Genomic DNA, 17,938 nt, shown 5'->3' on the forward strand with positions numbered 1-17,938 from the left:
CCTATGGTAAAGAATGCTTTTTTACTGTTTCTTTTCGCCTGTGTCTCCACTTTAACTGCTCAAAATAAAGAATGGGTAAAAGTTAAAGATACGGTTAATGCATTTGTTGTTGAGTTTCCTGCTCAACCTCAAAAAGGAGTAGAAGATGTGCCCACGGTAAAGGGGTCAGTAAAAATGGATTCGTACACCTTGCAAACAGTAGATGATGACATTTTAATTTATATGACGTCATTTACAAAATATCCCAAGTCATTTTTTGAAAATGGATTAGATACGTTTGAAGAACAAAACAAGGTTTTAAATGGTAATGTACAAGGCGTTGTTTCCAATACAAAAGGTACTTTGGTCTCAGATAAAAAGATTACTTTTAATGGGTACAATGGTAGGGGCATCGTTATAGAATTAAATAGTACCCCATCTGTTAACGTAGTTTATCTTGTTCAAATGAAAATAGTTTTAGTTGATTACAACTTGTATTTAGCCCAAGTTATTTACGAAAAGAAGAATGCGGGAAACATAAATGCCAAACGCTTTTTTGAATCCTTTGAGTTAATAAAAGTTAAACAATAATTGGATAGTCAAACGATAATATATATAATCCTTTCAGGAATTGTTGCGCTATCATTAGCGATCTTTCAATATAAACATAAAAAGAAAAGCATGTCTAAACTAAACATGCTTTTCTCTTTTTTAAGATTCCTTACTGTTTTTTCAATTCTTTTGTTACTTGTTAATCCAAAATTTGAGCAAGTCCGATTTTCTGTAGAAAAACCAAATTTGGTTATTGCAATAGATAACTCTAGTTCCATAAAACATCTTAATCAAAGCAATCAAGCAGTTGCTTTGGTAGAAGAACTGTCTGGTAATGATAAATTAAATGACAAATTCAATGTAGATCTATATACATTCGGAGAATCGCTAAACTCATCAGACTCTGTTACTTTTGTAGAAAACCAAACGAATATAAACAATGCTTTTAAGCAATTATCCCAAATATACAGGGAAACCACATCACCAACACTAATCATTACAGATGGGAATCAAACTTATGGTAACGACTATCAGTATGCGTCATCAACATATAAACAAAGCATTTACCCTGTAATATTAGGAGATACAGTTACATATACCGACCTAAAAATCCAACAGTTAAACGTAAACAGATATGCCTATTTAAAAAACAGATTCCCTGTAGAAGTTATTCTGGTTTATAATGGTAATAAAACTGTAAATTCTCAGTTTCTGGTAACAAAGGGTAATACCACAGTATATTCAGAATCGGTTAGTTTTTCTAAAGAAAACAATTCTAAGATTGTTAATTTTACATTACCCTCAAATAGTGTTGGCGTTAGTAGCTATAAAGCAACTATAGTTCCAATAGATTACGAAAAAAACAAGGTCAATAATTCTAAAAACTTTGCTGTAGAAGTTATTGATCAAAAAACGAAGATCGCCATTGTTAGCGATTTTTTACATCCAGATTTAGGCGCTTTAAAGAAGAGTATTGAAAGCAATGAACAACGTTCTGTTGTGTTCTTAAATTCAAAAGAAGCGATATCTCAAATAAATGATTTTCAATTAATTATTATTAATCAACCAGATTACAGATTTAAAGGTTTGTATGAAGCAATAAATAAGGATAATAAAAATCATTTTACCATCTCAGGAACCAAAACGAATTTAAGTTTTCTAAACAAAAACAACCTGAGTTTTTCAAATGAAATAACAAATCAAACCGAAAATTATCAAGCAGAATTAAACACTGGTTATACACCATTTATAGTTGATGACATCGATTTTGAATCCTTTCCACCACTAAACTCAAATTATGGACGGGTGTCCTTTACGATACCATTCGAATCCATTTTAAACAAGACCATTAACGGAATAGCAACAGAAGAGCCTTTATTGGTTACTTACGAAACCAATGGTAGGAGAGAAGGCGTATTGTTTGGGGAAAACATATGGCAGTGGAGAGCACAAAGTTATGTTAACAGCAAATCATTTAATCAATTTGATGACTTTATAGGGAAGCTCATTCAGTACTTAGCATCGAACAAGAGAAAAAACCGATTGAATGTTGATTACGAATCTTTTTATAACGGCAGTAGTAACATAATAATCAAGGCAGAGTTTTTTGATAAGAATTATGTTTTCGATACTCGAGAAACGCTTAATATTTCGGTAACAGACAATATTTCAAAAGAAACAAAAACATTCCCACTCATACTTAAAAACAACAATTTTCAGGTCGATTTGAGCAGTTTACCGCCTTCAGAATATAGTTTTACAGTAAAAGCAACTCACGAGAATATATCCAAATCTGGAACCTTTCAAATTTTAGAATACAACGTAGAACAACAATTTTTAAATGCTAATGTAACAAAGTTGCAACAATTGGCTACTAACAGTGGAGGTAAAGGGTATTTCGTTAATAATACTGAAGATTTGGTAAGTGATTTAATTAACGATAATCGTTTCGCATCCATTCAAAAAAGCAATAAAAATATCATACCTTTGATTGAGTGGAAATATCTACTCATTATTATCGCTTTAAGCTTAGGTTTAGAGTGGTTTATTAGAAAATATAACGGATTAATTTAAATTGAAATAATAATGGAAAAATTACCAAAAGTAGCATTACCTGTAATTATTGTTGCTATTATACTTGTTGTAATATTAGCAAAATCTGCAGTAACTATAGATTCTGGTGAAGCAGGTGTATTGTTTAAGACCTTTGGAGAAGGTGTGGTTGTAGATGAGCCACCAATGGCAGAAGGGTTTCATATAGTAGCGCCTTGGAACAAAGTATTTGTTTATGAAGTACGTCAACAAGAACTTTTTGAAAAAATGAAGGTGCTGTCTTCAAATGGATTGGAAATTCAAATTGATGCCTCTGCTTGGTACGAACCTGTTTATAAAGATCTGGGTAATTTGCACCAGTCTCTTGGGCAAAACTACTTACAGCGTGTTATACAACCAGCTATTCGTTCTGCAGCTCGTAGTGTTGTTGGACGTTACACGCCAGAACAGTTGTATTCTAGCAAACGTGACGCTATTCAAGATGAAATTTATGAAGAAACCAAAAAAATTCTTGAAAAACAATATGTTCAATTAAATGAAGTATTAGTTAGAGACGTTACGTTACCTAACACGATTAAAGAAGCTATTGAGCGTAAACTAAGGCAAGAGCAGGAATCTTTAGAATATGAGTTTAGATTGGTTACAGCAGCTAAAGAAGCAGAAAAAGTAATTATTGAAGCACAGGGTAAAGCTGATGCAAACCGCATATTAAGTGCTTCCTTAACAGATAAAATTCTTCAAGATAAAGGTATAGAAGCAACAATTAAACTGTCGGAATCACCAAATAGTAAAGTTATAGTTATTGGATCTGGAGATTCTGGAATGCCTATTATACTAGGAAACCAATAATAAAATAATTTAAAAAGTGTATGAAGCACTTTTTGTCCCAATCATTCACACTTTTAAACAACCCAAAGCAAAAGCTGATACTAATTAGCTTTTGCTTTGGGTTTGGTATTATATTCGTTAATATATTTCACCCCTTTAACATTAACCTCTGGCGGAACGATTCCGGTATTCAGCAATTTCTAAGACTTTCGAGTTTTAGCCTTATAGCCTCCGTAATTATAGCCGTTTCTCAGTTCCTGGTTCGAAACGTTGTTAGAATAATAAGTTTTAATCGACTCGTTTTTCTGTTTTGGTTCATGGGAGAAATCATTGTCATTGCTTTTATATTTTATTTGATATACGGAAGCTCAAATGCACCATTTTTAAGAGAGTATTTGCTAGCCTTTCGTTATACTCTTTTAGGTATTTCACTTCCTTATTTTATAGGTTTGCTGTTTATAAGTTCCATGGAAAAAAAGGACAAGGAATTAGTATTATCTTCTGATAATAAAACTGGGTTAATAGGGATTCCTGACGAGAACGGGGTGGTAAAACTATCTCTAGTATTCTCAAATATTTTATACATAGAATCGGCAGACAACTATATTTCTGTACATTATGTTGATAACGAAAAGACAAAGCATATCCTAATAAGAAATACTTTAAAGACTATCGAATCTATTTTCGAAAACACTAGTCTTAAGCGATGTCATAGATCATATATGATAAATCTGGATAAGATTAAAATGGCACAAAAAAAATCAGGGAGATTATATTTACATATTAAAAACACAGAAACCATTATTCCTGTTTCACGAAATTATACCACGGCGTTTCAATCTATCATTTCATCTATCCCTAAATAGCTCTATTCACCACATTTTCTCCAATCCATTAAAACTAACTGTTAGTTTTGAAATTTAAGGAAACAATAACACGCTTATAGGTTATTGTATATATAAACTTTAAATCCAAAACTGATTATGAAGAAACACCCAGTTATCATTTTAGCAACATGCTTAATTTTGTCTATCGTTTTTACTGCAAAATCCCAAACATCAACAAAACATTTTTTAGGAACTTGGGAATTTGTATGCAAACAAGCTGATTACGATTACCGAGAAGGAGATATTACTATTTTTAAAAATAACAAAAAATTAGCCGTAAAGGTTACGCTCAAAAATGGCATGGTATTTAATGCAGAAACTGTGAAACTTCTTGATGGAACTTTGTCTTTTCAAATGTATATAGAGAATGCTCTAATACGTGTTTCATTAGTAAACACTGATGGTGTTTTAAACGGAAAAGTTTTGGTGCCCGATGCTCCGGAAATGGATTTGAAAGCTAGCAAGAAGAAAAAATAACCTAACCAGAGATTTACCATGAAAAAGGAATTTATCATTATTGTAACAACGATAATAATAGCTGTTTCTTTGCTTCTTTTTAGTTGTTCTGAAAAAGCGAACCTTGATCAGCCGCCAAAACCAGACGCTCCCTTATCTGCTCTAAGAGCTGTAGTTGATGGAGCTAAACCAGGTATAATTGTTGACTCATTAGGACGTCAAATTTTACTTCGAGGCGTTAACGCAAACTCACATATAGAATATTGGCAATACGATCCCGAAATAATAACCAATTACCCCTTTACGGAAAACGATGCCGACTTAATTGCCGCTATGGGATGGAATATGGTGCGTCTTTGTATAAGTTGGTCGCGTGTAGAACCAAATCCGGGCAAATACGATGACAGTTATTTAGATGAAGTTGCAAAAACTGTTGATATGCTTAGCAAAAGAGGGGTTTATACCTTAATGGATTTGCACCAAGATGCATGGGGAGCATCCCTTGCTGCGCCTCCCGGTACAATATGTACCGAAGGGGTAACAGCAGAAGGTTGGGATGGTGCTCCAGAATGGGCAACTTTTGACGACAATGAATCGCGCTGTAAAACAAGCCATCGAGAACTGGTACCAGCAGTACGAGCCGCATGGGTGAATTTTTTCAAGAACAAGGAAGGCCCAGGAGGTATGGGCATTCAAACAAGATATGTAAATATGTTTGCGCACCTTGTTAAACGGTTTGCCAACACAAATGCAGTAGCTGGATATGATATCATGAACGAACCAAACCAGTTTTTGGAAGAAACATATCCGTTATTGTCAAAATTTTATGAAAACGCTTTACAGGCAATGCGACTGGCAGAAAAGGAAATAGGTGCCCCCAAACGACTTTTCTTTTTTGAGCCTACCATTGCCTGGCAAGCTGTAGGATTTCCGGCTCCTGAGCCTTTTAAACACGACGATCAGGTGGTGTACTCACCGCATATATATCAAGAAGGCATTAATGACGGTAAGCTTGAAGAAGGATTTGCACGTGCCACAAAAGAAACTATCGAGCTCTACAAAGGAGCACCAATAGTTGTAGGGGAGTGGGGAGGTTCACCTAAACGTGCAAAAGATCCAAACGATGATTATTTTCAACGACATTTATACGAGCAAGATAACAACTTATTTGGAGCAACGATATGGTCATGGCATACATCCTGTGGCGACCCACATGCTTATTATGCAGCACGCGATGGTAACATAACCGAGACGTGGGGATTTTTTAATCAAAACTGTGAAGATAATTCGTATGACGGTATGAGGACTGAGTATGTAGATGTAATCAAAAAAATGGCTGTGCGCTTTGCACCCGGAGCTATAGATCAAGTTAATTGGTCGAAGGACGACACAGAAATTTCAGCAAAAGGAAGCGGAGCAAAATCAGGGAATCATCTTGAAATATTTGTACCATCTAACGATCCTAAATCTGTACATGTAAAAGCTTCCGGTTTAGGTAAAGTCAATTCAATATCATGGTTTGGTGGCACCTTGTTTTATGCACCAGCAAACGGAGGAGATTGGTCGATACAAATCAAGACTATAAATTAAAAAGCTAGAAAGCTTTCAAAATCATTTTTTACAATATTTGCACTAATAAGCAATATTAATTGCATTGTAACGATTTAAAGCTTTTTCATATTATAGTATTATTAATTATTATCCTAATACTTGTGTAATAGAAAAATATATTATAAAATTGCATAAACAAAATAAGTCATGAACTTTATTCAATTACATCATCATCATTTTCATATTTGCTCTCAAGCGAAGTGAAGATGTATTGAATAAAATCAACATATTTTTTAAACCCGTTTGAGACAATCAAGCGGGTTTTTTAATTTAAAATACCAAAGTAGATTGTTTCAAACTCATAAAAACAATAAAATGAGTAAATTAAGAATTGCAGTGCAGAAATCGGGTCGTTTAAACGAAGATTCGATGAGAATTTTAAAAGATATTGGCATATCTATCGATAACGGAAAAGATCAACTAAAAGCCTCGGCTAGAAACTTTCCTGTAGAGGTTTTTTACCTAAGAAACGGAGACATTCCCCAATACCTAAAAGATGGGGTGGTAGATGCCGCTATTATTGGTGAGAACGTATTAATAGAAAAAGGTAAAGACATTCGTGTCGCCGAAAAATTAGGTTTTTCTACCTGTAGAGTTTGTATTGCCGTGCCAAAATCGGTTGATTATAAAGGCATAGAAGATTTAGAAGGAAAACGAATAGCCACATCTTACCCTAACACCGTTAATGGCTATTTACAAGAAAACAATATTTCTGCTAATCTGCATATTATTAATGGTTCGGTAGAAATCGCTCCAAATATTGGATTGGCAGATGCTATCTGCGATATCGTTTCCAGTGGAAGTACGCTGTTTAAAAACAATTTGAAAGAAGTAGAAACAATTTTAAAATCGGAAGCCGTATTAGCTGTTTCACCAATTTTAAGCGACGACAAACAAGCAATTCTCGATAAGATTCAATTTAGAATTCAATCCGTATTAAAAGGGCGACAGTCTAAATACATTTTGCTAAATGCACCTAACGAAAAAATTCAAGACATCATTAATGTACTACCAGGTATGAAAAGCCCAACAGTATTGCCTTTAGCACAAGAAGGATGGAGTTCTGTACATTCTGTAATAAGCAAAAATGAGTTTTGGGATGTTATCGATGATTTAAAAGACAAAGGTGCTCAAGGCATTTTAGTTTGTCCTATTGAAAAAATGGTACTATAATTTTAAAATGTATTCTACTAAACTCATAGAAGAAGAAAATATCCAAAGCATACTACCATTGCTCAATAAGCTCAATCCGAAAATAGAAAAAAACGTATTAGAAGAACGTTTAAACGACATGATAAAAAGTAACTATAAGTGTGTTGGGTTATATGATGATGAAAAACTTATAGGTATTTCAGGACTATGGATATTAACCAAATATTATGTAGGTAAACATATTGAACCAGATAACGTGTATCTTTTACCTGAATATCAAGGAAAAGGCTTAGGAAAGTTATTAATTAACTGGGTTTTGGATTACGGGAAATCTAATGGTTGTGTGGCTTCAGAATTAAACTGCTATTTGGGTAATACTGAAGGACACAAATTTTGGGAAACTATGGGGTATGAAAAGATAGCATATCACTTTGCTAAAAAACTGTAACAACAATGAAAACAATAGAGAATCCAAATAAAGATACTTGGTCAGACATATTAAAGCGCCCTACGCAAACCATTGGAGATATAGAGGCTACAGTAAATCAGATATTTAACGAAGTACGTCAAGAAGGCGACAAAGCTATAAAAGACTATACATTGCGTTTTGATGGTGTTTCATTAAAATCAAATGTAGTAACGCCAGAAGAAATTCAGCAAGCCATTCAAAATGTTCCTGAGAAACTTCAAAATGCTATAAAAAAGGCTAAAAAAAATATTGAAGTTTTTCATACCGCTCAAAAAACGTCTAAAATAGATGTAGAAACTACAAATGGTGTGCAATGTTGGCAGGAAAAGCGCCCTATTGAAAAAGTAGGACTATATATTCCCGGAGGTACCGCGCCTTTGTTTTCAACAGTTTTAATGTTGGCAGTTCCAGCTCAAATTGCCGGTTGTAAAGAGATTGTATTGTGTTCGCCTCCAAACAAAGAAGGCCAATTAGCTTCAGAAATTCTTTTTGCAGCACAACTTTGTGGCGTAACAAAAATTATTAAAGTTGGTGGTATACAAGCCGTAGCTGGATTAACTTTTGGAACCGATACCATACCTCAAGTTTATAAAATTTTCGGACCAGGAAATCAATACGTAACCGTTGCAAAACAATTAGCTACCAAATTTGGTGTTGCTATTGATATGCCAGCCGGACCAAGTGAGCTCTTAGTTGTTGCAGACGAAGAGGCTAAAGCATCCTATATCGCTTCAGATTTATTAAGTCAAGCAGAACACGGTGCAGACAGTCAGGTTATTTTAGTATCTACCTCAAAAGAACTGATTAGTTCGGTTTCAGAAGAAGTCGAAAAACAAATAAAAGAACTGCCAAGACAGGACATTGCAGAAAAAGCGATTGCAAACTCTAAACTAATTTACATAGAGAATAATGAATTGGCACTGGAATTAATTAACCAATACGGTCCAGAACATTTTATTATCTGCACTAAGAATGAAGATTTTTATGTAAATGGAATAGCCAATGCAGGTTCGGTGTTTATAGGCAACTACACACCCGAAAGCGCAGGGGATTATGCTTCCGGAACAAACCATACACTGCCAACCAATGGGTTTTCAAAAGCGTATTCTGGAGTAAACCTGGATAGTTTTTTAAAAAGCATGACCTTTCAGAAAATTTCGAAAGAAGGGTTGTTAAATATAGGAGAAACCATAGAGCTAATGGCCGAAGCAGAAGGCTTACAAGCGCATAAAAATGCAGTATCAATTAGATTAAAAGATTTAATTTAATCTCATGAATTTAGTTCAAAAATGAAAACAACAACATTCAACATAAACGACTTAATAAGACCCACGATAAAAGCATTAAAGCCCTATTCATCGGCAAGAGATGAGTTTCAGGGGAATAGCGATGCCATGGTGTTTTTAGATGCAAACGAAAACCCATTCGAAAACGGAGTAAACCGTTATCCAGACCCACAGCAAGGCAATTTAAAGGAACTGCTTTCCGAGATTAAAAGTATTAGTTCGAAAAATATCCTTTTAGGAAATGGAAGCGACGAAGTATTGGATCTTATTTTTAGAGCTTTTTGCGAACCGAATACCGACAATATCATTATATTACCACCAACATATGGTATGTATAGCGTTTTAGCAAACATTAACGCTATTGAAATTAAAGAAGTACAGCTATCTAAAAGCTTTCAACCACAAGTAGAAACGATATTGGATGCTGCAAGCGATAGCAGTAAAATTCTTTTCCTATGTTCCCCAAACAACCCTACAGGGAACAGTTTTTCAAGCCAATCAATTGAAGAATTATTGAATACCTTTAAAGGAATTGTTGTTATCGATGAAGCCTATATAGATTTTTCGAAGGAAAAAAGTTGGATTGATAGATTAGAAGAATTTCCAAATTTAATAGTTACCCAAACCCTGTCTAAGGCATACGGAATGGCGGGAATTAGACTTGGTATTTGTTATGCATCAACCGAGATTATTTCGGTTTTAAACAGAATAAAACCGCCTTATAATGTAAATGAGCTAACACAGCAAAAGGCTGTAGAACAATTAAGTATAAAGGATTTAGCAACAAACCAGATCAACGATATTTTAAAAGAACGCGCAAATCTAATTTCTGGATTGGAATCTGTAAGTTACATTTCAAAAATTTATCCGTCTGATGCTAATTTTGTTTTAGTAAAAGTTGATGATGCCACAAAGCGCTACAATCAACTTATAGAAAAAGGTATAGTTATAAGAAATAGAACCACACAGCCGGGGTGCGAAAATTGCTTGAGATTAACTGTTGGTACTAGAGAGGAAAATGAGATATTGATAAAAGCCCTTTTATTGATATCTGAATCCTGAACTTGATTAATGATTAAAGCATAATATAAACGAATTGTCATTCCTGCGAAAGCAGGAATCCAACATAGAAAATTTAAGTTTAAGTTAAAAAGATTCCTGCCTGCGCAGGAATGACAGAAGAAATGAAAAAAGTACTATTTATAGACCGAGACGGAACCATAATAAGGGAACCAGCAGACGAGCAAATCGATTCACTCGAAAAATTAGAGTTTTATCCTAAAGTATTCCAGTATTTGGGTAAAATAGCTAAAGAATTGGATTATGAAATAGTTATGGTTACCAACCAGGATGGGCTAGGAACAGAATCCTTTCCTGAAAGTGATTTTTGGCCCATTCATAATTTTATAGTTAAATGCTTCGAAGATCAAGGAATTGTTTTTAAAGAACAGTTTATAGATAGAACTTTTGCAAAAGATAATGCGCCAACAAGAAAGCCCAACACAGGCTTGTTAACAAAATATTTTTCTGATGATTACGATCTAGAAAATTCGTTTGTAATAGGCGATAGGCTTACAGATATTGAGCTAGCCAAAAACTTAGGAGGAAAAGGAATTTTTATAAATGACGAAACGAATCTAGGTACTGATGAAATTACCGTAAAAAGGGAGCAATTAGACGCCTTTATTGCATTAGAAAGCAATGATTGGGAAGAAATTTATGCGTTCTTAAAAACGAGTGCCCGTACCGGAGAGATTATTAGAAACACTAACGAAACTAAGATCGCTATTCAAGTTAATTTAGATGGCACGGGGAAAAGCGATATCGATACAGGTTTAGCCTTTTTCGATCATATGCTGGATCAAATTGCTCGTCACGGACAATTAGACCTTAGTATTAAAGTAGATGGCGATTTAGAAGTAGACGAACACCATACCATAGAAGATACCGCCATTGCACTTGGTGAGCTGTTTAATACAGCCTTAGGCGATAAGTTAGGCATAGAACGCTATGGATTCTGTTTACCTATGGACGATTGCTACGCACAAGCAGCCATTGACTTTGGAGGAAGAAACTGGTTGGTTTGGGAAGCAGATTTTAAACGTGAAATGATTGGAAAAATGCCTACCGAAATGTTTTACCATTTCTTTAAATCGTTTACAGATGGGGCTAGGTGTAATTTAAACATTAAGGCAGAAGGACAAAACGAACATCATAAAATAGAAGCTATTTTTAAAGCTTTTGCCAAAGCTATTAAAATGGCTGTTAAACGAGATGTCGAGAAAATGATTTTGCCAAGTACAAAAGGAGTTTTATAAAATTTAAAAATTAAGATTGACGAATTACGAACTTATTAAATCGTAAATCGGATATTGTAAATCTAAAATCAAGTGAAATTAGTAATTATAAATTACGGTGCCGGAAATATAAAAAGTATCCAATTCGCTTTTAAGCGCTTGGGGGTAGAAGCTGTCTTGTCTGATAATCCAGAAGAAATTTTAGCAGCAGATAAGGTGATTTTTCCAGGTGTGGGAGAGGCGAGTACCGCTATGGCTATGTTGCGAAATAGTGGTCTGGATAAACTCATTCCTACTTTAAAGCAACCCGTTTTAGGTATCTGCTTGGGTATGCAGTTGCTTTGCGAATCAACAGAAGAAGGAAATACAGAAGGCGTTGGCATATTTAAAACCAAAGTAAAGCGTTTTAACAGCGGGGTAAAAGTGCCACAAATGGGATGGAATGTTATTAAAGACCTAAAGTCTGATTTGTTTTCAGGAATTAAAGAAAACGAATACATGTATTTAGTTCATAGCTATTATGCAGAACACTGCGACGAAACCATAGCAAAAACAGATTATGGCATTAATTATGCCTCGGCATTGCAACACAATAATTTTTATGGCGTACAATTTCACCCGGAAAAAAGTAGTATCGCTGGAGCTAAGATTTTAAAGAATTTTTTGGAATTATAAATGAGTTACACTGAAGGCAATCGAAGTGCTTCGGTAAAATGATTACTAACTAAAAAGATTCCTGTTTGAGTTTACCTTGAGCAGAGTCGAAACGTAGAAAATATTATGAGAATTATACCAGCAATAGATATTATAGACGGAAAATGTGTGCGATTAACCAAAGGGGATTACGAGACTAAAAAAGTATATAATGAAAACCCTTTAGAAGTTGCCAAAATGTTTGAAGGTTCCGGAATACAGTACTTGCATTTAGTTGATCTAGATGGTGCTAAAGCAAAGCATATAGTAAACTATAAAGTGTTGGAACAAATTGCAACAAAAACCAGTCTTAAAATAGATTTTGGGGGCGGACTAAAAGCAAATGAAGATTTACATATTGCCTTTAACTCTGGAGCAAGGCAGATTACAGGAGGAAGTATTGCCGTTAAAGATCCAGAAACCTTCGAGGGATGGATTAATAAATATGGCGCCGAGAAAATTATTTTAGGAGCCGATAGCGATAACGGGAAAGTAGCCATTAGTGGTTGGTTAGAGCAGAGCGAAAAAGATGTTATTCCATTTATTAAGTCGTATCAAAAGAAAAGCATTAAATATGTTATTTGCACAGATATTTCAAAGGATGGTATGCTAGAAGGGCCTTCGGTTGAATTGTACAAGCAAATCATTTCAGAATGCTCCAATAGCAGTAACGACCAATCCATTAAACTAATTGCTTCCGGTGGTATTTCATCTATTGAAGAATTGCCTATTTTAAAAGAGATAGGTTGTGAAGGGGTTATTATTGGAAAGGCTATTTACGAGAACAAAATAAGCCTTTATGAATTAGAAAAATTTTTATAAAACATGTTAACAAAAAGAATCATACCCTGTTTAGATATTAAAAACGGTAGAACAGTTAAAGGTGTTAACTTTGTTGATCTGCGAGATGCCGGAGACCCGGTGGAATTAGCAAAGCAATATGCAGATTTAGGTGCAGACGAATTGGTTTTTCTCGATATTTCGGCGACGCTAGAAGGTCGTGCTACGACTTTAGATATGGTATTACACGTAGCAGAGCAGGTAAATATACCATTTACTGTAGGTGGCGGGATATCGTCTGTAGAAGATGTTGATGCCCTGTTACAATGTGGAGCAGATAAGGTATCGATAAACTCTTCGGCCGTTAAAAGACCTGAGCTGGTAAATGAATTATCCGATAAATTCGGAAGTCAATGTGTTGTGGTTGCCATAGATGCAAAAGAAGTAGACGGGCAATGGAAAGTACATTTAGCAGGTGGTAGTATTCCAACCGAAATCGATTTGTTCGAATGGGCAAAGGAAGTTGAAGAACGGGGAGCAGGAGAAATACTGTTTACATCGATGAATCATGACGGTACTAAAAATGGGTTTGCAAATAAAGCTTTGTCAAAACTATCTGAAGAATTAAATATACCTATAATCGCTTCAGGCGGAGCCGGAAATGTACAACATTTTATAGATACCTTTAAAGAAGGAAAATCGGACGCAGCACTTGCAGCCAGTGTGTTTCACTTTGGTGAAATTCCAATTCTTGATTTAAAAAGAGAACTAAGAGAACATAATATAGAGGTTCGTTTGTAATAGATGAACCAAAAAAAACAGAAATAAATGAACATAAAGTACGATAGTAACGGGTTAGTTCCGGCAATCATTCAAGATGCAGTGACGAAAAGCGTGTTAATGTTGGGATATATGAATGAGGCTGCCTATCAAAAAACCTTAGAAAGCAAACAGGTTACTTTTTTTAGTAGGAGTAAACAGCGCCTATGGACCAAAGGGGAAGAAAGCGGTAACTTTTTAAATCTGGTTGATATTAAAAACGATTGCGATAATGACACACTCTTAATTCAGGTAAATCCAGTTGGCCCTACATGCCATAAAGGAACAGATACTTGTTGGAATACAGAGAACGTATCATCTTACGGTTTTTTATCGACTTTAGAAGACGTTATTGCAGAACGTGTTTCGAATAAGGACACGAAGAAATCGTATGTTGCAAGTCTATTTGAAAAAGGTATTAATAAGATAGCGCAAAAAGTAGGAGAGGAGGCCGTAGAAACAGTTATAGAAGCCATGGACAATAATGATGAGCTGTTTTTATACGAATCTGCAGACTTATTATTTCACTATTTAATGCTATTAAAAGCCAAAGGATTCTCTTTAAAAGACATTGAAGAGGAACTGAAAGGAAGGCATAAATAATTAAAATTTACTATATTTGACTATATAATTCTAAATTATGACCCCATGAACCTACAAAAAATTATGATGTCGTTATTGTTTTTAATAATGACTTCCGCTACAGTTTTTGCACAAAAAAGTGTCGATGCCCAAATAACAGACTTAATAAAGCGAGATAATACCTTGCTAACAGAAAAAGATACTTCTTTAAAGCTTACAGAAGCACAAGAAGCTAAAGTTAGAGAGATTTATAAAGAACTCGTTGTTGTTTTAGATAAAGCCCCAAAATCAAAGAAAAAGCAGCAGGAATTTGAAAAAACGGTACTGCCTAAGCGTGAAGAAACTCTTAACGCTGTTTTAAGCTTATTAACGCCAAAACAGTTAGAAGCTTATAACACTAATGGAATACACTAATAAGATAAGATAACCATCAAAACACTTTTAATAAAAGGTATTAGAACAATTTCTAATACCTTTTTTGTTATCAACATATAATAATCCTTTTCTACCTTTTCTTCGCAAATTACATATTAACAACCTCTCAAATTTTTGATGAATGACAACCTACTTTAAGATTAAAAAGTACACACTATTGCTGTGTCTAACATTTTGTTTTTATGCTTGTTTTGATGATTCAGACGATTCCAAGGGATTCATAAATTCCGAATTGAGTGCAACAGATCCCAATACTGCTGGATAAATTAGAATACGTAAATAAAAGGGGGCTGGTGTATAAAAAGTGCCATTTTGAATGAACAAAATAAAATGGCTTTCAAACACCAGCATTCAATAAATCAGTATTTGTATTAAAACACCTTAAATTTAAATGTGTATTTTCTTAATTTTTATATAACTGAAAAAATAGATGATCTTTAATTACGTATTTAACAAAATTAAAGTTCAATAAATAAGAATGTAATCGATGTAAATGCTTGTAAAACCTGATAAAACGCAGTTAATAACCTGTTTTAATTTCGGTTTTACATAGGTTTTAATTTCCTGATTTGGCTGATTGTACAAATTAAGTAATTTTACTTAGTATTTGAACAATTTATACTTAACCTAGTAATTAAAATCAGTAATTTATGAAGACCCAAAGCAACCTATTATTTCTCACGCTCCTCTTATTTCTAAATGCAAACGAATCGACATCCCAAACCCAAAGTTATGGTTCAATTAGCTACAATAAAGCCGTAAATATTTCTGGTAAGCAACGCATGCTTACTCAAAAAATGTCTAAGGCTTATTTGTTACTTGCAAAAGGTGTTTATAACGACCAGATAAAAAAAGAACTTAATTCTGGTAAGTTTATTTTTGAAAAGCAACTTGCTATTTTAAAAAAGAATGCAGAAACTACAGTAGTGAAGTTGCGCATAAAAAGGGTAGAAGAACTCTGGGTTAAGTTTAAAAAACTATTAATAACCGACCCAAACCTATCTACATCTAGCGATATTATTAAAATGAATTCAGATTTATTAAAAGCTTGCCATGAAGTTGTACAAGCAATCGAATCAAGGTCTAATTACAGTAATAAATTTTTTAAAGATAATAATCAGGAGCTAGTAAAAATCATTAATATTTCTGGAAAGCAGCGTATGCTCTCACAAAGGCTTTGTTTATACTATACAGCCAGTATTATGTTTCCTAAAGAAAAGGACAAATATCAAGAAGTGTTAAATAACACATTTACCGAATTTAGTGGTACTATAGACTATTTGCTCATTAATAGTTATAACACGACAGAGACCGAAGAAGAACTCGGATCGATAATGGCTATATGGGAGAAGTTTCAAATCGATAAACATGGCTTTTTAAACGGTGATTTCGATCTGGAAGAAGTCTTTAACATCACCAATAGCTTAACGAAAAGTTTTAATAAAATAACTGGTATCTACGAGAAAATAGCAAAAGAAAGCTAAGCTTTTATTCTATTAATTCGAAACAGTATTTAATTAATTATCAAGTCAAGACCTGTTAGGTTTTTAAACCTGACAGGTCTGAATTTATTAGTGAAACTCTATTTTGTAAAGTTGCGAAGCAAAGCATTCAAAATAGTAAGTAGAACTAATCCCGCTTCCTATGCTGAACTCGTTTCAGTATCTGGCGGGATCTTAGGTCTAATATAGTGATGCAAAAAAATGAATCATTTCGATACAGCATTAAGATATCCACCCTTTAGCTTGGGATTTTCTAGAAAACCAAAGAAAAATAAATGCAAAAATGACTATCATAATAGCCATCCACAAATTAATCACCTGGTTGCTAATAAAAGCAAAACTCATTTGAATAATTACTGCAATTAAAGAGATAGCCCAAAAAGTAGTGGCCCATTTTTTTCTTAGCAAAAGCCCTATGGCTGCAATAGCTCCTGCAAAAACGGCAATAGCAAACATAGCAGTAACCCATGCAGGGGCACTAGCTGCAATTTCTAGTTCTTCTGCAGTAAAAGCATTACGGTATCTTTCCGTATTGTATGCTTGGCCTAAATAACCATCTACCCCAAGTCCGTTCCAAATAAGAGCAATAACACTTACGATCCAGAACCAAATAGGAGGCTTGTTTGTTGATGTTTCATTCATAATTATTAGTATTTAGTTAGTTAATTGAGATATACAAGTTATAATTTTTTTGTCACAATCAATAAAGGGCGTATTTTTCGAATCTGATTTTAATTCAAAAAATGAAAAAATACTTTTACGTTTTTACCATTCAATATTTAGGGTATCGTTTTCATGGTTGGCAAAAGCAACCCAACGTAAAAACCTTGCATTTAATGATAGATCGAACTTTAAACTTTATTCTTGAAGGTAAGCGTTTTAAAAGCTTAAGTTCGGGCAGGACAGATGCTATGGTATCTGCCGAAAATGCGGCCTTCGAACTGTTTTTATTCGAACCTATTGAAGATGAAAAAGCGTTTTTGGATTTATTTAATCATAACTTGCCTCAAGATATTAGAGCTACGAGCATACGGGAAGTAGATGCAGCGTTTAATATTATAAACCATTCAAAGATTAAAGAATATCTGTATTTATTTACCTGCGGTCAAAAATGCCATCCGTTTTGTGCTCCAATTATGACGACGATTCTGGACGATTTGGATATTGAAACGATGAAACAAGGGGCCAAACTTTTTGAAGGCGAACATTATTTTAAAACGTATTGCTATAAACCTACAGAAAATGGTGTTTATGATAGAGAAATCTTGCTATGCGAATTAGTAGAGAACACCATATATACAGCGAATTACTTTCCAAAGAAAACCTATTTATTAAGAGTTAAGGGGAAAGGGTTTATGCGGAATCAAATTAGATTAATGATGGGAACTTTAATCGATTTGGGAAAAGGTAAATTAACCTTAGAAGACATTAAAACAAGCCTATTGCCCGATAGCACTGTAAAGATGGATTATATAGCGCCAGCATCAGGGCTTATTCTAAATAACATCGAGTTTGAATAGTTAAGTGATTTTTGTAATTTTCTCGTATTATTTAGACT

Annotated in this window: 19 protein-coding genes; 18 read left to right on the forward strand and 1 reads right to left on the reverse strand. The window is 34.2% G+C overall.

The features are described from left to right. Positions 1-3: 3 nt before the first annotated feature. From C1H87_RS00600 to C1H87_RS00680, 17 genes are all read left to right on the forward strand, one after another. Complete coding sequence (locus tag C1H87_RS00600) at positions 4-570, forward strand: hypothetical protein (protein WP_102753956.1); 567 nt, start codon at positions 4-6, stop codon at positions 568-570. Between the two features lie 90 nt (positions 571-660). Further along, entirely contained in the window at positions 661-2,604 is a 1,944-nt protein-coding gene (locus tag C1H87_RS00605) for a vWA domain-containing protein (protein WP_233783277.1), read from the forward strand. Positions 2,605-2,616: 12 nt separating this feature from the next. Next, complete coding sequence (locus C1H87_RS00610; protein ID WP_102753958.1) at positions 2,617-3,432, forward strand: prohibitin family protein; 816 nt, start codon at positions 2,617-2,619, stop codon at positions 3,430-3,432. A 446-nt stretch (positions 3,433-3,878) separates the two neighbouring features. Next, complete coding sequence (locus C1H87_RS23240) at positions 3,879-4,277, forward strand: LytR/AlgR family response regulator transcription factor (protein WP_158655072.1); 399 nt, start codon at positions 3,879-3,881, stop codon at positions 4,275-4,277. Between the two features lie 117 nt (positions 4,278-4,394). Continuing rightward, positions 4,395-4,775 (forward strand): hypothetical protein, encoded by a 381-nt coding sequence (locus C1H87_RS00620; protein WP_102753960.1) that lies wholly within the window; start codon positions 4,395-4,397, stop codon positions 4,773-4,775. A gap of 18 nt (positions 4,776-4,793) precedes the next feature. After that, positions 4,794-6,344, forward strand: coding sequence for a glycoside hydrolase family 5 protein (locus C1H87_RS00625; protein ID WP_102753961.1), 1,551 nt, complete (start codon positions 4,794-4,796; stop codon positions 6,342-6,344). A 336-nt stretch (positions 6,345-6,680) separates the two neighbouring features. Then, positions 6,681-7,538, forward strand: a complete 858-nt coding sequence (gene hisG / locus C1H87_RS00630) for an ATP phosphoribosyltransferase (protein ID WP_102753962.1) — start codon at positions 6,681-6,683, stop codon at positions 7,536-7,538. Positions 7,539-7,545: 7 nt separating this feature from the next. Further along, positions 7,546-7,965: a GNAT family N-acetyltransferase gene (locus C1H87_RS00635; RefSeq protein ID WP_102758126.1), complete on the forward strand. Its 420-nt coding sequence runs from the start codon at positions 7,546-7,548 to the stop codon at positions 7,963-7,965. A 5-nt stretch (positions 7,966-7,970) separates the two neighbouring features. Further along, positions 7,971-9,254 (forward strand): histidinol dehydrogenase, encoded by a 1,284-nt coding sequence (gene hisD, locus C1H87_RS00640; protein ID WP_102753963.1) that lies wholly within the window; start codon positions 7,971-7,973, stop codon positions 9,252-9,254. 21 nt (positions 9,255-9,275) lie between these two features. Further along, complete coding sequence (gene hisC / locus C1H87_RS00645) at positions 9,276-10,334, forward strand: histidinol-phosphate transaminase (RefSeq protein ID WP_102753964.1); 1,059 nt, start codon at positions 9,276-9,278, stop codon at positions 10,332-10,334. A gap of 122 nt (positions 10,335-10,456) precedes the next feature. Then, a complete protein-coding gene (gene hisB, locus C1H87_RS00650; RefSeq protein ID WP_102758127.1) occupies positions 10,457-11,590 on the forward strand; it encodes a bifunctional histidinol-phosphatase/imidazoleglycerol-phosphate dehydratase HisB in 1,134 nt (377 codons plus the stop codon). A gap of 72 nt (positions 11,591-11,662) precedes the next feature. After that, positions 11,663-12,244 (forward strand): imidazole glycerol phosphate synthase subunit HisH, encoded by a 582-nt coding sequence (gene hisH, locus C1H87_RS00655; protein ID WP_102753965.1) that lies wholly within the window; start codon positions 11,663-11,665, stop codon positions 12,242-12,244. A 105-nt stretch (positions 12,245-12,349) separates the two neighbouring features. After that, complete coding sequence (hisA, locus tag C1H87_RS00660; RefSeq protein ID WP_102753966.1) at positions 12,350-13,084, forward strand: 1-(5-phosphoribosyl)-5-[(5-phosphoribosylamino)methylideneamino]imidazole-4-carboxamide isomerase; 735 nt, start codon at positions 12,350-12,352, stop codon at positions 13,082-13,084. Between the two features lie 3 nt (positions 13,085-13,087). Next, a complete protein-coding gene (gene hisF / locus C1H87_RS00665; RefSeq protein WP_102753967.1) occupies positions 13,088-13,843 on the forward strand; it encodes an imidazole glycerol phosphate synthase subunit HisF in 756 nt (251 codons plus the stop codon). Positions 13,844-13,870: 27 nt separating this feature from the next. Then, positions 13,871-14,464: a bifunctional phosphoribosyl-AMP cyclohydrolase/phosphoribosyl-ATP diphosphatase HisIE gene (hisIE, locus tag C1H87_RS00670; protein ID WP_102753968.1), complete on the forward strand. Its 594-nt coding sequence runs from the start codon at positions 13,871-13,873 to the stop codon at positions 14,462-14,464. Positions 14,465-14,509: 45 nt separating this feature from the next. After that, positions 14,510-14,857: a hypothetical protein gene (locus C1H87_RS00675; RefSeq protein ID WP_158655073.1), complete on the forward strand. Its 348-nt coding sequence runs from the start codon at positions 14,510-14,512 to the stop codon at positions 14,855-14,857. A 671-nt stretch (positions 14,858-15,528) separates the two neighbouring features. Next, on the forward strand, positions 15,529-16,362 hold the full coding sequence (locus C1H87_RS00680) for a type IV pili methyl-accepting chemotaxis transducer N-terminal domain-containing protein (RefSeq protein ID WP_102753970.1): 834 nt from the start codon (positions 15,529-15,531) through the stop codon (positions 16,360-16,362). A gap of 240 nt (positions 16,363-16,602) precedes the next feature. On the opposite strand, the gene C1H87_RS00685 is transcribed toward C1H87_RS00680, so the two are convergent. After that, positions 16,603-17,022, reverse strand: a complete 420-nt coding sequence (locus C1H87_RS00685; RefSeq protein ID WP_102753971.1) for a hypothetical protein — start codon at positions 17,020-17,022, stop codon at positions 16,603-16,605. Positions 17,023-17,123: 101 nt separating this feature from the next. On the opposite strand from C1H87_RS00685, the gene C1H87_RS00690 reads away from it, so the two are divergent. After that, entirely contained in the window at positions 17,124-17,900 is a 777-nt protein-coding gene (locus C1H87_RS00690) for a tRNA pseudouridine synthase A (RefSeq protein ID WP_102753972.1), read from the forward strand. Positions 17,901-17,938 lie beyond the last annotated feature (38 nt).

It is taken from the genome of Flavivirga eckloniae (assembly GCF_002886045.1).
GTDB classification, from domain to species: domain Bacteria; phylum Bacteroidota; class Bacteroidia; order Flavobacteriales; family Flavobacteriaceae; genus Flavivirga; species Flavivirga eckloniae.

What these genes read in the sequence shown, in the direction of transcription:
- C1H87_RS00600 (WP_102753956.1), top strand. Translation starts at nt 4, where the DNA reads ATGGTAAAGAATGCTTTTTTACTGTTTCTTTTCGCCTGTGTCTCCACT.
- C1H87_RS00605 (WP_233783277.1), top strand. Translation starts at nt 661, where the DNA reads ATGTCTAAACTAAACATGCTTTTCTCTTTTTTAAGATTCCTTACTGTT.
- C1H87_RS00610 (WP_102753958.1), top strand. Translation starts at nt 2,617, where the DNA reads ATGGAAAAATTACCAAAAGTAGCATTACCTGTAATTATTGTTGCTATT.
- C1H87_RS23240 (WP_158655072.1), top strand. Translation starts at nt 3,879, where the DNA reads ATGGAAAAAAAGGACAAGGAATTAGTATTATCTTCTGATAATAAAACT.
- C1H87_RS00620 (WP_102753960.1), top strand. Translation starts at nt 4,395, where the DNA reads ATGAAGAAACACCCAGTTATCATTTTAGCAACATGCTTAATTTTGTCT.
- C1H87_RS00625 (WP_102753961.1), top strand. Translation starts at nt 4,794, where the DNA reads ATGAAAAAGGAATTTATCATTATTGTAACAACGATAATAATAGCTGTT.
- hisG (WP_102753962.1), top strand. Translation starts at nt 6,681, where the DNA reads ATGAGTAAATTAAGAATTGCAGTGCAGAAATCGGGTCGTTTAAACGAA.
- C1H87_RS00635 (WP_102758126.1), top strand. Translation starts at nt 7,546, where the DNA reads ATGTATTCTACTAAACTCATAGAAGAAGAAAATATCCAAAGCATACTA.
- hisD (WP_102753963.1), top strand. Translation starts at nt 7,971, where the DNA reads ATGAAAACAATAGAGAATCCAAATAAAGATACTTGGTCAGACATATTA.
- hisC (WP_102753964.1), top strand. Translation starts at nt 9,276, where the DNA reads ATGAAAACAACAACATTCAACATAAACGACTTAATAAGACCCACGATA.
- hisB (WP_102758127.1), top strand. Translation starts at nt 10,457, where the DNA reads ATGAAAAAAGTACTATTTATAGACCGAGACGGAACCATAATAAGGGAA.
- hisA (WP_102753966.1), top strand. Translation starts at nt 12,350, where the DNA reads ATGAGAATTATACCAGCAATAGATATTATAGACGGAAAATGTGTGCGA.
- hisF (WP_102753967.1), top strand. Translation starts at nt 13,088, where the DNA reads ATGTTAACAAAAAGAATCATACCCTGTTTAGATATTAAAAACGGTAGA.
- hisIE (WP_102753968.1), top strand. Translation starts at nt 13,871, where the DNA reads ATGAACATAAAGTACGATAGTAACGGGTTAGTTCCGGCAATCATTCAA.
- C1H87_RS00675 (WP_158655073.1), top strand. Translation starts at nt 14,510, where the DNA reads ATGAACCTACAAAAAATTATGATGTCGTTATTGTTTTTAATAATGACT.
- C1H87_RS00680 (WP_102753970.1), top strand. Translation starts at nt 15,529, where the DNA reads ATGAAGACCCAAAGCAACCTATTATTTCTCACGCTCCTCTTATTTCTA.
- C1H87_RS00685 (WP_102753971.1), bottom strand. Translation starts at nt 17,022, where the DNA reads ATGAATGAAACATCAACAAACAAGCCTCCTATTTGGTTCTGGATCGTA.
- C1H87_RS00690 (WP_102753972.1), top strand. Translation starts at nt 17,124, where the DNA reads ATGAAAAAATACTTTTACGTTTTTACCATTCAATATTTAGGGTATCGT.